At 35.6% G+C, this 13,426-nt stretch carries 15 protein-coding genes; 10 read left to right on the top strand and 5 right to left on the bottom strand.

The annotated features are described in order from the left end of the window. Positions 1 to 19: 19 nt before the first annotated feature. Positions 20 to 97: a topoisomerase DNA-binding C4 zinc finger domain-containing protein gene (locus tag ORH16_RS19045; RefSeq protein ID WP_416207888.1), complete on the top strand. Its 78-nt coding sequence runs from the start codon at positions 20 to 22 to the stop codon at positions 95 to 97. A 260-nt stretch (positions 98 to 357) separates the two neighbouring features. Here the strand turns inward: ORH16_RS19045 and ORH16_RS18560 are convergent, their stop codons facing one another. The 4 genes from ORH16_RS18560 to ORH16_RS18575 form a co-directional block, all read right to left on the bottom strand. Further along, positions 358 to 693 (bottom strand): hypothetical protein, encoded by a 336-nt coding sequence (locus tag ORH16_RS18560; RefSeq protein ID WP_265460417.1) that lies wholly within the window; start codon positions 691 to 693, stop codon positions 358 to 360. Between the two features lie 31 nt (positions 694 to 724). After that, entirely contained in the window at positions 725 to 1,327 is a 603-nt protein-coding gene (locus tag ORH16_RS18565) for a hypothetical protein (RefSeq protein ID WP_265460418.1), read from the bottom strand. Positions 1,328 to 1,392: 65 nt separating this feature from the next. Next, complete coding sequence (locus ORH16_RS18570; RefSeq protein WP_265460419.1) at positions 1,393 to 1,926, bottom strand: hypothetical protein; 534 nt, start codon at positions 1,924 to 1,926, stop codon at positions 1,393 to 1,395. Positions 1,927 to 2,060: 134 nt separating this feature from the next. Continuing rightward, positions 2,061 to 4,082, bottom strand: coding sequence for a hypothetical protein (locus ORH16_RS18575; RefSeq protein WP_265460420.1), 2,022 nt, complete (start codon positions 4,080 to 4,082; stop codon positions 2,061 to 2,063). A gap of 586 nt (positions 4,083 to 4,668) precedes the next feature. Between ORH16_RS18575 and ORH16_RS18580 the strand changes: the two genes are divergently transcribed. Beyond that, a complete protein-coding gene (locus ORH16_RS18580; RefSeq protein WP_265460421.1) occupies positions 4,669 to 5,262 on the top strand; it encodes a TetR/AcrR family transcriptional regulator in 594 nt (197 codons plus the stop codon). Between the two features lie 792 nt (positions 5,263 to 6,054). On the opposite strand, the gene ORH16_RS18585 is transcribed toward ORH16_RS18580, so the two are convergent. Beyond that, positions 6,055 to 6,321 carry a hypothetical protein gene (locus tag ORH16_RS18585; protein WP_265460422.1) on the bottom strand — a complete coding sequence of 89 codons (267 nt, stop codon included), beginning with the start codon at positions 6,319 to 6,321 and terminating at the stop codon, positions 6,055 to 6,057. A gap of 165 nt (positions 6,322 to 6,486) precedes the next feature. On the opposite strand from ORH16_RS18585, the gene ORH16_RS18590 reads away from it, so the two are divergent. The 8 genes from ORH16_RS18590 to ORH16_RS18625 all read left to right on the top strand — a co-directional run bounded on the left by ORH16_RS18590 (position 6,487) and on the right by ORH16_RS18625 (position 12,908). Then, on the top strand, positions 6,487 to 6,756 hold the full coding sequence (locus ORH16_RS18590; RefSeq protein WP_265460423.1) for a type II toxin-antitoxin system Phd/YefM family antitoxin: 270 nt from the start codon (positions 6,487 to 6,489) through the stop codon (positions 6,754 to 6,756). Beyond that, entirely contained in the window at positions 6,749 to 7,006 is a 258-nt protein-coding gene (locus ORH16_RS18595; protein WP_265460424.1) for a Txe/YoeB family addiction module toxin, read from the top strand. Before ORH16_RS18590 ends, ORH16_RS18595 begins: the two co-directional genes overlap by 8 nt. A 411-nt stretch (positions 7,007 to 7,417) precedes the next feature. After that, the gene (gene deoC, locus ORH16_RS18600) at positions 7,418 to 8,095 is read left to right on the top strand and encodes a deoxyribose-phosphate aldolase (RefSeq protein ID WP_265460425.1); all 678 of its coding nucleotides are present in this window, start codon (positions 7,418 to 7,420) and stop codon (positions 8,093 to 8,095) included. Between the two features lie 41 nt (positions 8,096 to 8,136). Next, positions 8,137 to 8,583, top strand: a complete 447-nt coding sequence (locus ORH16_RS18605) for a PTS sugar transporter subunit IIA (RefSeq protein ID WP_265460426.1) — start codon at positions 8,137 to 8,139, stop codon at positions 8,581 to 8,583. 15 nt (positions 8,584 to 8,598) lie between these two features. After that, positions 8,599 to 9,993 (top strand): PTS fructose transporter subunit IIC, encoded by a 1,395-nt coding sequence (locus tag ORH16_RS18610; protein WP_265460427.1) that lies wholly within the window; start codon positions 8,599 to 8,601, stop codon positions 9,991 to 9,993. Between the two features lie 5 nt (positions 9,994 to 9,998). Then, positions 9,999 to 11,021, top strand: a complete 1,023-nt coding sequence (locus ORH16_RS18615) for a Gfo/Idh/MocA family oxidoreductase (RefSeq protein WP_265460428.1) — start codon at positions 9,999 to 10,001, stop codon at positions 11,019 to 11,021. After that, positions 11,022 to 12,065 carry an alcohol dehydrogenase catalytic domain-containing protein gene (locus ORH16_RS18620; RefSeq protein ID WP_265460429.1) on the top strand — a complete coding sequence of 348 codons (1,044 nt, stop codon included), beginning with the start codon at positions 11,022 to 11,024 and terminating at the stop codon, positions 12,063 to 12,065. Positions 12,066 to 12,131: 66 nt separating this feature from the next. After that, complete coding sequence (locus ORH16_RS18625) at positions 12,132 to 12,908, top strand: DeoR/GlpR family DNA-binding transcription regulator (RefSeq protein ID WP_265460430.1); 777 nt, start codon at positions 12,132 to 12,134, stop codon at positions 12,906 to 12,908. Positions 12,909 to 13,426 lie beyond the last annotated feature (518 nt).

Consider the following 13,426-nt stretch of genomic DNA (forward strand, 5'->3'; position numbering starts at 1 on the left):
TCAGTCACCATTAAAATTTATTAATGGAAAATATGGAAAATTTTATGGATGCACAAACTTTCCTAGATGCCGGTTCACCAGAAGAATGGGAGAGTAGTTGTGTATGATTCTGATACGTTGACTTTAGATAATCGATTGTGCTAGGCACTCAAATATCCATATAACTTTCACTTACTGGCGTTGAGCAATTTATTATTGTTTCTGCTAGTAATGATTTAAACATCTTCCTAAGAAAAAAAGCAAGGATCAAAAACATATCATGTTTTTGATCCTTACTTTTTTTACCTCTTTAAACACTTCTTATTAAGTGGAATATTGAGTATCACAAACTTATAGCTTTAGCAAATTATGATTAAATCAAGTGTGTTTACGTTCTCTATATAGAAAATATAGAGCAATTGCGAGTACACTAATTCCACAAATTAAGCAGATTAGAGAGGATAAGGAGTAGTCACCAAGTTGTGGTAATTTACTGCTTTTTTGATGGTCTGTAGAAACCTCATACGTTGTACTGCTAATTTGTTGGATCTCCTCTGAACTACTGGAGCTACTGGCGGTTTCAGTTGTTTCAGTTGGGGATAAGGTTCCAGCAATCGTTACAGTTCCTTCATTTGCACTTACATCTACCGGGAAAATTCCACTGACCATTGTAAGAAAGAGGAGGGTAAGTAAACCTAGCTTATATGTTTTCATAAAAAAATACTCCTCTGTAGAGTATAAATTTTTAGCTCCAGCTTTGAGCCGCGAAAGTTAATGTCATGGTGAACGTTGGCGCAATCTTGTCAGTAAGAGCTGAAGACAAAGTCCCGTCATATTTGAATGTTGCGGCATTATTTTTAACGGTGCTACTGTCTGTAGCTGCGGTATCCGTCTTTGCAACTTGACCAACGTTATTGGCTAACACTAAACTAGTGGCACCTGTCACTCCAGTAGTTCCAGCTGAAACTAAAGAAGCTGTTGAGGAAGCTCCGTTATCATTTCTAGTTAGATTAACAGCTAATGAAGAAATCGCAGATACATCCACTTCATTGGTTTTCGTAATTTTAGAGGCAATCACGCTCACCGGACGCCCAGAATTATTGGTAATAGCGTAGGTTGGAGACTCGATAGTCGTGCTTCCTGCAGTATTATAAAAGATGGTTGCTGTATCCAAGGTTACATTAATCCATTGATCAGACCCTTCATTGATAGGGGCCTCGGGATCGGTATTACTTTGACCTAATGTTCCGTTAATCTGCACATCACCAGTGTTAGTTCCGTTGTTAATGGTTGATTCGGCGGCATGTGCAGTTGTCCCACCTAATCCAAGTGTGGCAAGAGTGCCCATTCCTAAAAGTGTACCTAAAAGTTTTTTATTCATTATATGTGGTTCTCCTTTATATTGTTTTTTTATCAAGCAACTGTGAAGCTAACCGTTGCAGCAACTTGACCTTTTGCTTCTGAAGTTTCCGCATCGTACAATTTGAATAAGGCCGTCCCAGTATACGTACCTGCATCCAAATGAGTATCTAGCGTGGCATTTTTGACTTCATAACCAACGGCAATAGCTCCTGAGTTATAGACTACCCTGCCGTCATCTAAGGTGATTGTGACCGCAATCGGATAAGCATTAGTGGGTGGGTTTTGGATATAGAGATCACTTGAATCATCTTGACTGTCCACTTGAATTTCCGAACCGATAATCATTTGAAATTGGCTAGCATCAACTTCCGCTTGGGCGTAAGTCGCAATTTCATCATCGGTCATTGCGGCCGCATCTTTTCCGTCTGGTAAGAAGCTGCCGGCCACAACTGTCGCTGTTTTTTCCTCAGTGTTTGAGGAGAAATACCAGTAGAGTCCACCTCCGATGGCGGAAATTAGTAAAAGCAGCAGAGCTATGATTATCCATTTTTTTCTTTTGGTTGTTTTCTGATTTTTTTTCTTCACTTGTCTTTTCTCACTTTCTTAGCTGCCGATGACGACAGTCAATGTATATTGAATATCTGCAATTATTCCAGCCTTATCATGCTATCTGAAAAGGTTGGTGAGTATTCGTCTAAAAAGATTCAAAGTTGTCATCTTTAGTGACTGACATTGAAACTGAGTGTGTAAGTACTATTTCTGATGCCGTCTAATGGCCCTGAGTAGTCACCCACAAAGTAAAATGTTCCAACATTCGTGCTATTTTCTATATAAGAACTAAGCTCTATTGCAGAAGAAGTATTGACTGTTGTTAAATCCATTGACAGTATGTTCTCTGTCAATGGGGCAGATAACTTTAAATCCAGTGTGGTTTGATGAATAGAGTTATCAGCTAGTTCTGGAACAATACCAAATTCAGTCGTTAGCGTTTTAAATGCTGAAACACTGACAAAAACATTCGTATTGCTATGGTTAATGATGCTATAATGCTCGCTTGTGTAATCCCCCATCATAGAGGATGAAAAAGAAGCCTCAGTAGGAAATTCAACGAAAATTCCTACAGGTAAAGCATATTCGTTTTCTACCCACTTACTAGTCGAACTTGTCGTAAAATTACCTGCAGCAGTTGAGTATGAAAGGAGCCCCCTTAACTGAGTGTATATATAATAAGTTTGCGCTTTTAGGTCACTATATATACTTGTACCTGAATTTGTAACACTCTCATTGATTAAATCATTGGAAGTAGTGTTTGTTATAGCTGTTTGAGCAGTATTTGTAGTTAAATCCTCTGAAACTAAGGCATGATCAGCTATTTTCGAATTAACTTCTGATGTAGTAATCGAAGAATTAGTAGTAGTTAGACCGTTGATATTTAAATCACTTTGATCCATTGCGACAGTAGAATCAACGTCTACAGAAGTTACTGCAATAATAGGTTCGTATACCCAGGCTGTTTTACCTGCCGTGTTTGAAGAAGAAACAATCGAAGATCCAGCAACGTCATAGGTTACATAGTCGCTTGTCGTTGTAGCACCTGCAGAAAGCGTACTAGATTGGTAATTATTTGTATTGATAGAATCTTTTCTATTTATTGTCATAGAAGCGTTTGTAAATAAAGCATTTGGCGTAGCAGCATTGGTCGCAAATACAACTTTTTTTGGAGAAGTTGTATTAAGGGTTGTAGTTCCATTTAACCCCCAACTGGTAACACTGGTTTTTGTTGACTCAAAGTCTATTATTGAGTTGTTGCCTGCATTAATAGTTGTTGAGCTAGATGTATTCAACCCTCCTGCAGTAGTAGAACCACTTCCGTTTACTAGGTTATATGTGAATGAGGCACTATCATTTACATTTAATGTAAATGCATTTGATTTAGCTAAGGTAGTTTTTCCATTACTGACAATCAAATTTGCCCCATCATTCAGCGTAATATTTAGAGTTCCTGTATCTTGTTCACCAGAAAAAACTTCTGAAGTCCCACTCCCTGCGACACTAATAGTTGTGTTGCTGCCAGAATCAAAAATCAGATTCTCAAAGCCAGAGGAGAAATAAGCACCACTGGTTGTACTTGAACTTGTGAACGTATTGTTTCCCTGGAATGTAATGGTATTGTTATCTGCATAATAACTATTAAATGGCGTTCCATTAAATCCAGAAATATTGAATGTGACATTATTAACGACAACATTAAGATTCATACTTGTTCCTTGATTGGTATATGGATAAACTAATCCTCCATTCGTAAAATTTTTGTATGTTGAACTTCCTATGGATAGGTTTTTGAACGTAACGGTTAAATTAGAGTTCAGAATGCGGAGAGGTGAATCTGCAGAGTAAGCATTGGTCGTTCCTGTGTATCCAAACAATAAGCTATATTTAGATGTGCCTGATGAACCAGAGCCATCGATAATCGTATCTGTTGTATAGTACAAGGATTCAACAGTACTCGTCGTAGAAGTAGTCGCGGTACCACTAGAAAAACCATAAACAATATCACTGTTAAGTAGTATATATTTTTTTGTCGTCGTCCCTGCATTCATAGCTGCCTTGAATTGTGAATAGTTAGAAACTGTATATAAAGTATAGCCATCAGGAATTGTTGCAGCATTTGCTCTGTCAGGTTTCACAATAAAGAGCAATATTATTCCTACTATAATTAGCAATATTGAATTTTTCTTCATAATATTCTTTTTCCTCGATTCTCAATAAGAATATAGTCATCATAGTCGTTTTTTTTGAAAATTAGTATTTTTATGTTTTTTTATTCAGTCATCTTTCCTTTCGTTTCAACGAAGATATTGATAATAACAGGAATACTTGTCTAATTCAACTTTTTCAAACTATATATAAAACTTGAATCAGATAGAAGAACAAATAAAACCCATAAAAAATTATTAATATATCATTTTTTTTTTAAGTATATCTCATCAATAAACAAATTGTAGTATTCAGGTAATTAAACATCAAAATTGTGATTTTTTTTTTCTCTAAAAAAATTTTATTATCATAAATGATTTAAAGGAATTTTATGTTTTATTCTTGCAAATGAAAAATAGTTAACACCACTAACTAAAAAAAAATTCAAATCACTAGAGTTTCAATGTGAATTGGTAGCGTAAAGAATTATGTGAACTAGTTCAAAGTTTAGTGGCTTCACATTTGAAAGATTTATTTTTTTTCAAGCTATTTTTCGTGTTATGAATATATTTGTTTGATTATTCGTGAAAATGTGATGTTCTATATTCATGTAATTGGAAGGTGACAACAGTGACTAGAGGTTTTACTGAAGAAGATATTGCTAATATTAAAAACAACTTACAAGTAGCTTGTGAAGAAAGTTGGCGAGTGAGAGGTTATAAAAAAACTAATATTCCTTTACTCACCAAAGCAGTTGGAATTTCATCGGGAGCTTTTTATCTCGTGTACAAAAGAAAAGAAGACTTGTTCATAGATGTTTTAGGAAATGTTCAAAATAATTTATTGGATATTTGGTCACAAAATTTAGATGAATCGGATAAAAAAATTGATGGTTTCAAACAAGGATTGAAATTTCTATTTAAAGAATATCAAGCTTATCCAGCTCTTTATGATTTAAATAGCTCTGAGTACGACTTATTTTTAGCGAAACTGCCTGAAGAACAAATTGAGCACCTAAAAATGAAAAGTTCGGAAATTTTTAGAACAGTTATTACACGCTCAAAGTTAACCTTATTATTACCTGAAGACGACGTCATAAACATCATTCATTCTATTCTTTTCTTGTCCTTAGTGGACAGCGATACACTTAAGGGTACAGAAAAAACCTTTAATTTTTTACTAGATAATACTTTAACAAAATTGTTTAAGGAGACAAAAAAATGAGAATCATAAACATGTTTAACTCAATGATGAACTGATTTGAACCTTTTTTAGGTAACGTAATAGTAATTATGGCAATCATTGCTTTTCTGGTTATTGCCATTGGGATTTTCTTTATGATAAAAAAGAACGTTATGGTAAATATTTGAGTCTAGTTGGCTGTTTATTACTAATAAACCCATTGATTCATTTATTCCTACATTAGGAGAAAAAATATGATAAAAGAGTTGAATCAAAAACTAAATAAACTAAAGTATTGATTGGAATATGGAAGTTCCAATACCAAGTAAAAGAGCTTTGGAAATTAATGAAAAGGCCCATATCATTATATCTGGTACATGCGTGTCTATAGGGGTGTTAACAACTTCAAAATGGCTAATCGGAATTGGAATATTAAGTGGCATAAGTGCAACTTTTACACATGCAGGAAAGAAAAGTTATGAATAGAGTACCCAGTTTCGAAAAGTAAGAAGAAATAAAACTTAAATTCAAGTTTCTAGGAAGGTTCAAAAAAAGCTTAAAACTGATTAACCCTTGATGAGTGTTCTAATTACATGAATTTAGTGAACGCGGCTGTATAAGGGAAGCCATCTCGATGAGTTGGCTTTTAGAATGAAACTGGCCCCGGAATGATGTCTTTTAGGATTGAAAGAAAAACTTAAGTCAATTAACGACGGAATTAATCTACTTGATATAACTTAACTTATGTAAAGTAAAAGCCAGTTCACAAGATGAACCGGCTTCTTTTGATAATCGACATTATGTGAACTTACGCGTTAAATAATAGAGTTGTTACTAAGAAAAGAAAATTAACGCAATCAATAATATCGACAAGAATCCAATAAAAAATGGAGTAACGTATTTACAAACAACTTCTCTAAATTTATTCCCTACAGATTTTTCTAAATTAAATTTTGGATTACTAGCATCTTGCACAAATTCTTGAGGTGTCCTAGCAAAGAAAAGGCCATGTGTAATTTTTGTTAAACCTGCTAAAAACAATAAAAACCCTGTTGCAGCCATACCAGCATAAGCAATGTTTTTTACAGTTTCAATATCCAAATGAATCACTCCCTTAATTTAAACTCATCCTTATTATATCAAAGTTTCAATAAAACTTTTTTTCTTAACTTAGGATAAGGAGGTTTATGCAAAGTACATCTACGACCTTCCATTATCGTACGAAATGTTGTACAATATTTTATATAAGAAATGGAGGGTTTCAGAATGGAAGCTATTGCTTATTCTAATTTTAGGCAAAATTTGAGAAGTTATATGAAGCAAGTGAATGAAGATGCTGATGTGTTGATTGTCACAACAAAAGATATTGAAGATACTGTTGTTGTTCTATCAAAAAGAGACTATGATTCTATGCAAGAAACTCTACGAATTTTATCAAACAACTACATTATGGATAAGATTCATAGAGGGGACAAGCAATTTGAGGAAGGCAGTTTTAGTACTCATAATTTACTTGAGGTAGACATAGATGATTAAAGCTTGGTCAGATGATGCTTGGAATGACTATATTTATTGGTATGAGCAAGGGAATAAGACCAATATAAAAAAAATCAACAAATTAATTAAAGATATTGATCGCAATCCTTTTTCAGGAATAGGCAAGCCCGAGCCACTAAAACACGATTTGTCAGGGAAATGGTCGAGAAGAATTACAGACGAACATCGTTTGATTTACGCTGTCAAAAACGAAACAATTTATTTCTATTCTGTTAAAGATCACTATTAAAAAAAAACCCTCAAATATTTGAGGGTTTTTTACTTTTTATAATCGACTTTATGTCCGCCCATAGGTTAAAAATAGATTTGTTATTAAGAGAAAGAAATTAGCGCAATTAATGAAATAAACAGGATTCCAATAAAAAATAGAGTATAAGTAATGTAATTTATAGTTTTGATATCCAAACAAACTACTATCTTAATTTAAACTCACCTTTCTTAAATCAAATTTTAATATCTAAGTATTGATGCCCTCTTTTTTAACTTGAGAGAAGGAGAATTACGTATATTAACCTTTTGAGTATAAAATTTTATTTATTGAAATATAATTCCTTATTTTCATATATTGACAATATGAAAATTTATGATAACATTTAAACGTAAATGAAAATTAATAGAATTAAGAAATAGGAGGAATATTATGATCAAACTAGAAGAATTAGCAAATATGGTGGATCACACTTTGTTAAAAGCAGATGCGACAAAAGAAGATTTTAAACAGTTATGTAAAGAAGCAAATGACTATGATTTTAAAATGGTTGCTATCAATTCTTATCCTGTAGCAATGTGCAAAGAACTTTTAAAGGACAGCGAAGTTCACGTGGGTGCGGCAATAGGGTTCCCTCTTGGACAAACAACAATTGAAACGAAGGTTTTTGAAGTAAAGGATGCCATTGAAAAGGGCGCAGACGAAATTGACTACGTGATTAATATTGGCAAACTAAAAGAAGGGGACTCTAGCTATATAAAAGCTGAAATGAAAGCGATTGTAGAAGCCTCCAGAGAGGGCGGAATTCTGAGTAAGGTTATCTTAGAGAATTGCTATTTGACAGACGAGGAAAAAATTACCGTTTGCGAAATTGCCAAGGAAATCAAGCCTGACTTTGTGAAAACTTCAACTGGTTTTGGAACAGGTGGAGCAACAATCAAAGATGTTAAATTAATGAAAAAAGTGGTAGGAAATGAAGTAAAAGTGAAAGCTGCTGGCGGAATTAGAGATTTAGATACAGCATTAGAAATGGTTGAAGCTGGAGCTGAACGCTTGGGAACGAGTTCTGGAATAAAGATTGTAGAAGAATATAAAAATCGCTTCAAATAAAATTTAGGCTGAATAGAATATCAGAGATTAGGAGCAAAATCATGTCAGAAATTCGCACAATATTGAAACCAGCATTTATAAATTTTGAATTAACTTCACAAGATAAAGAAGCAGCCATTAGAGAGCTGGCAAACACCTTTGTGACAGAAGGTGTTGTAAAAAATGAGAGCGTTTACCTTAAGGCTGTTATGCAAAGAGAAGCAGAAAGCACTACGGGAATCGGCTTTGGGGTCGCCATTCCTCACGGAAAAAGTCTAGCGGTAACGAAACCGTCACTGGCTTTTGGTAGAAGCCTACCAGGAATTTCTTATGACTCAATGGATGGCAAGCCAGTCCATTTAATCTTTTTAATTGCGGTTCCCAAAGCTTCAAATGATGAACACTTAAGGATTTTAAGTAAGCTATCACGAAAATTAATGCATGAGGATATTCGCCAAAAATTGCTGACTGCTACTGACGCTGAAGAAATTTACCAAATTTTCGAATAAGAAAGGGTAGAAATTATGAAAATAGTTAGTATTACATCCTGCTCTACAGGGATTGCACATACCTATATGGCGGCTGAAAGCTTAGAGATTGCTGCGAAAAATCGTGATATCGAGATTAAGGTCGAAACACAAGGCTCAATTGGTGCTGAGAATGTCCTGTCAGAAGCAGAAATTGCTCAAGCAGATGCAGTGATTATTGCTGCCAGTACCACGGTAAATAAGGATCGCTTTGTTGGGAAGCATCTATTAGAAGTTGATGTTAATGAAGCGATTGATCATCCAGATGATTTATTTGATCGAGCTCCTAATGCTCCTATCTATGAAAGCTCTTCAGTTGCCAAATCTGAGGGGAAATCTGAAAAAAGTGGTATTTATAGTCACTTAATGACAGGTGTTTCTTATATGATTCCCTTTGTTGTTGCTGGGGGAATTTGTATCGCCTTAGCTTTTGCTTTTGGTGGGATTAATTCAGAAGGAGAACTAGCTTCATCAATTAATGAGCTGGGTGGAATCGCAATGGGCTTAATGTGGCCAATCTTGGGAGGCTATGTGGCTTTCTCAGTTGCGGATCGTCCAGGTTTAGTTCCAGGGATGGTTGCTGGGATGGTTGCTTCCAATATGAATGCTGGATTCTTGGGAGCTTTATTAGGTGGTTTCCTCGCAGGTTATACCGTTCTTGGCTTAAAGAAGGTCTTAAAATTACCTTCAGCTTTTTCGGGGTTGTTACCTGTATTAATTTTACCAGTAATTTCCGTTCTATTTGTTGGGTTAATCATGAAATTTGTTGTCGGTATTCCGATTACTGCTTTAAATGAAGGAATCACCACTTGGCTAAACGGCTTATCCGGTATGAATTCAGTGTTACTAGGCTTGCTATTGGGAGGCATGATGGCTATTGACTTAGCAGGTCCTATTGGTAAAGCAGCCTACTTCTTTGGTGTTGCCTCTTTAACGAATTTAGCCACTGGTGAAACGAGTACTATCATGGCGGCAGTTATGATTTCTGGTATGGTACCACCTTTAGCAATGGCCTTGTCTTCAACTGTTTTAGGAAAAAATCTTTACACGAAGGAAGAACGTGAAGCTGGAAAATCTGCTTGGGTCTTAGGGCTATCCTTTATCTCAGAAGGGGCTATTCCCTTTGCTGCGGCTGATCCAATTCGTGTTTTAGCTTCCGTTACAATTGGTTCGGCAATTACAGGAGGATTATCCATGATTTTCAATTGTGGTATCGCAGTTCCCCATGGGGGATTCTTTATCTTCTTAATTCCGGGAGCGGTGAACAATGTATTAATGTATGTTCTAGCTCTACTAGTCGGAACAGCAATTAGTGGATTTTTAGTGACGGCAGTTAAGATGTATGCCCGTAGAAATCAGGCTACGAGTAATCAACGAATCGAGGAGGAATAGTTAACATGTCAGAAGTAATCAATATTTGCCTGATTGGTACAGGTAGAGCTGGGATGATTCATGGTAAAAATTTTGCTCGTCGAGTTGAAAATGCGAAATTAATTGCCCTTTGTGACCCTTCAAAGGAGAGCTTAGAGCTTGCTCAAAAAGAAGTTGACTGTGAATATATTTATACGGATTACCAAGAGGCCTTAAAAAATAAAAAAATCGATGCTGTCGTTATCGTGACACCAACTGTTTATCATAAAGAGATCGCAATCGCGGCAGCAAAAGCTAAAAAGCATATTCTCTGTGAGAAACCATTAGCTATAAATGAAACAGAGTGTATCGAAATGATTCGAGTTGCTGAAGAAAATCAAGTAAAGCTCCAAGTTGGCTTTATGCGCCGTTTTGATGCCAGCTTTCAGGAAGCCAAGAAGGTCGTCGAATCAGGAGTTATTGGGGATGTCGTTTTAGTTAAATCCCTAACCCATGGTCCTAGCGAACCAAAGCCTTGGATGTTTGATATTAGTAAAAGTAATGGACCGATTGGGGAAGTCAATAGTCATGATTTAGATACCCTGCGTTGGCTAACAGGTAGTGAAGTAAGTAGCATTTATGCCATTGGAGGGAATTATCGCTCTCCAGAGGTCAAAGCTGATTTTCCCGATTATTATGATACGGTTGCTATGAATTTACGTTTTTCAGATGGAAAAATTGGTCAGATCGATGGTGCACAATATGTTCAATATGGCTATGATGCTCGAACAGAAATATTGGGAACGCGAGGGAGTATCCTAGTTGGTGATCAGGGGAAACACAATATTATTGTGGCTACCAGTGATCAAAAATTGACACAGCCAACAATGCATAGCTGGATGTATCTATTTAGAGAAGCTTATGTCACTGAAGACCAAGCATTTGTAGATTGTATATTAAAGGATACCAAACCCTTATGTACAGGTAATGATGGATTAATGGCTGTCCGTCTAGTCAATGCCGGACTAACCTCATTGCTGGAAAATCGAATTGTAGAGGTGGAAAATTAAATGAAAGTAATCCAGTTATTAGGAAAAGAGAATATTCAATTAAAAGAGCTAGAAAAACCGCAAATAACTAAGGAAGAAGTGTTGATTAAAGTTAAGTCAGCTTCCATTTGTGGCACGGATGTCCGCATGTATAAGAATGGCTATCCTACAGCTACAGAAGAAACACCTTTAACTTTAGGGCACGAAATTTCAGGAGATATTGTCGAAGTAGGCTCTGCAGTGGACTTTTATGAAGCAGGCATGCGTGTAGCTGTTGCTCCGAACATGGGCTGTGGCATCTGTGACCAATGTGTTAGTGGAAATACGCATCTATGTGAAAAATATGAAGCCTTTGGGATTAATCTTCCCGGAGGATTCGCGGAGTATTTAGTCATACCAGAAAAGGCAGTCAGACAAGGAAACATTTCCTTAATTCCCGATGAATTATCCTATGAAGAAGCTGCCTTAATTGAGCCCTTTAGCTGTGTATTTAACGGCCAAGAAATTGCTGGAAATTTTCCTGGAGATAATGTTTTAATCATCGGATCAGGACCAATTGGCATTATGCATGCCATGTTAGCGAAAGCCAGAGGTGCCGGAAAAATTATGATGAATGATCTTTCTGAAGCACGCTTAGAGGAGGCTAAAAAAATGATTCCTGATTTAGTCACTCTAACCTCAGAGGATTTACAAAGTAAAATATTCTTTGAAACCAACAACAAAGGTGTCGATTTGTGTATCATTGCTGCACCAGCCCCCAAAGCGCAAGAAGCAAGCTTCAACTATATGGCCATCAATGGACGCTGTTTATATTTTGGGGGATTACCAAAAGAAAAACAAGAGGTTAAATTAAACACAAATATTCTTCATTACAAGCAACTAAGAGTTTTTGGCTGTACACGAGCAAGCCTGATTGGCTACCGCACGTCAGCTCAATTAGTTGCTAGTGGGCGAATTCCATTAGCTGAGTTAATCACAAAACGCTACCCAATAGAAGAGTTCCAGATAGCATTAAACAATGCCAAAAATGCAATTGGTTTGAAAAATGTGATTGTTTTTGATTGATAGATCAGAGTAATTGCTTTCATTTTTAGTTTCTTTTATACTGAAACTGACTGAAAGGGGATAATTATGGATGAACATTTATATGCAGAAGAAAGAAAAAAATCAATTGTTAATTTAGTGAAGGAAAAAAAAAGGGTTCAAGTTGCCGAATTAGCTGAAATATTCAATGTTACTGGCTCAACTATTCGAGCTGATTTACGGGAATTAGAAAATGAAGGTTTGGTTACAAGAACTCATGGTGGTGTAATCCAGCGAGATTTCAAAAGAAGTATAGAAATTATCCCTACTAGTCGAAAATTTACGATTGAAAAATATCGAATAGCCGAAGAAACAGTTAATTTAATTGAAGAAAATGATATAATCGCAATAGACACTGGGACTTCTTGTAAGGCCTTTGCTGAAAAATTAATCAATAGCTCCTTAGCAAATCTAACTATTTTAACCTATGACCTAGAGATTGCTTTACTTTTAAGTGAGAAAACGAGCTTCCAAGTCCATATTATTGGTGGTATTATCCGAAATGGCTATCCCTATGTATCTGGTAGTTCGGTTTCTCGTGAGCTTAATGATTTTTCTGTGGATAAGGTCATTGTAGGAACAACCTCATTTGATATCAATTACGGCTATTCAACGCCTAATTACGAAACAGCAGAAATGAAAAAATGCATAATGCAGACTGGCCGCATAAAAATTGCTCTGTGTGAGTCAAGCAAAATTAATCAACGTAGCTTCAAAGAATTTGCGAGACCAAAAGCATTTAACTACCTGGTTACTGATTCTAACCTTACAAAAGAACAACAAACAGAAATTGAAAAATTGGACATAACTCTAATCATTGTCTGATTGGAAATGGGGTAGCTTAAATAATTGGTACGCTCAATCAGAAATTGTTCACATATTGCGTTCTTTTATGGGCTAATTCTTTAACCAATGCATAATTTGCCAAAAAAACCGTACTCTTTAATTTTGAGCGTACGGCTTTTTTAGTTTACCGTATTGTCAAATTGATTGCAGCATTCTTTCCTGATTTTTTTGATGAATACTGGATTCGGGGAATTTTTTTTGTTCAAATTAAAATTATTGAAGGGCTAATCATTCTTCTTTTTGAGGAGTAATCCACTAATAACGGAAATAGTCTACTTGATATAACGTAACTTATGTAAATTAAGAAGCTAGCTCTTTATGGGCTTGCTTCTTTTTATAAAGAGGACTATGTGAACTATATTTAGCAGCGACCATAGCTATGCTGACAACTACCTTATTTAACTTTGGTCATCTTCCCATACATAATCAGAGTAAAATTTTTGAAAGATAGTTTCTCGAGTAGTCTCATTTTTTTGAACAAAGTTTCTGCTATAGAC

The organism is Enterococcus sp. HY326 (assembly GCF_026157065.1).
Taxonomy (GTDB): domain Bacteria; phylum Bacillota; class Bacilli; order Lactobacillales; family Enterococcaceae; genus HY326.

Excerpts from the sequence above, each read along its gene's own strand:
- ORH16_RS18560 (WP_265460417.1), bottom strand. The coding sequence starts at position 693 with ATGAAAACATATAAGCTAGGTTTACTTACCCTCCTCTTTCTTACAATG.
- ORH16_RS18565 (WP_265460418.1), bottom strand. The coding sequence starts at position 1,327 with ATGGGCACTCTTGCCACACTTGGATTAGGTGGGACAACTGCACATGCC.
- ORH16_RS18575 (WP_265460420.1), bottom strand. The coding sequence starts at position 4,082 with ATGAAGAAAAATTCAATATTGCTAATTATAGTAGGAATAATATTGCTC.
- ORH16_RS18590 (WP_265460423.1), top strand. The coding sequence starts at position 6,487 with ATGGAAGCTATTGCTTATTCTAATTTTAGGCAAAATTTGAGAAGTTAT.
- ORH16_RS18595 (WP_265460424.1), top strand. The coding sequence starts at position 6,749 with ATGATTAAAGCTTGGTCAGATGATGCTTGGAATGACTATATTTATTGG.
- deoC (WP_265460425.1), top strand. The coding sequence starts at position 7,418 with ATGATCAAACTAGAAGAATTAGCAAATATGGTGGATCACACTTTGTTA.
- ORH16_RS18605 (WP_265460426.1), top strand. The coding sequence starts at position 8,137 with ATGTCAGAAATTCGCACAATATTGAAACCAGCATTTATAAATTTTGAA.
- ORH16_RS18610 (WP_265460427.1), top strand. The coding sequence starts at position 8,599 with ATGAAAATAGTTAGTATTACATCCTGCTCTACAGGGATTGCACATACC.
- ORH16_RS18615 (WP_265460428.1), top strand. The coding sequence starts at position 9,999 with ATGTCAGAAGTAATCAATATTTGCCTGATTGGTACAGGTAGAGCTGGG.
- ORH16_RS18620 (WP_265460429.1), top strand. The coding sequence starts at position 11,022 with ATGAAAGTAATCCAGTTATTAGGAAAAGAGAATATTCAATTAAAAGAG.
- ORH16_RS18625 (WP_265460430.1), top strand. The coding sequence starts at position 12,132 with ATGGATGAACATTTATATGCAGAAGAAAGAAAAAAATCAATTGTTAAT.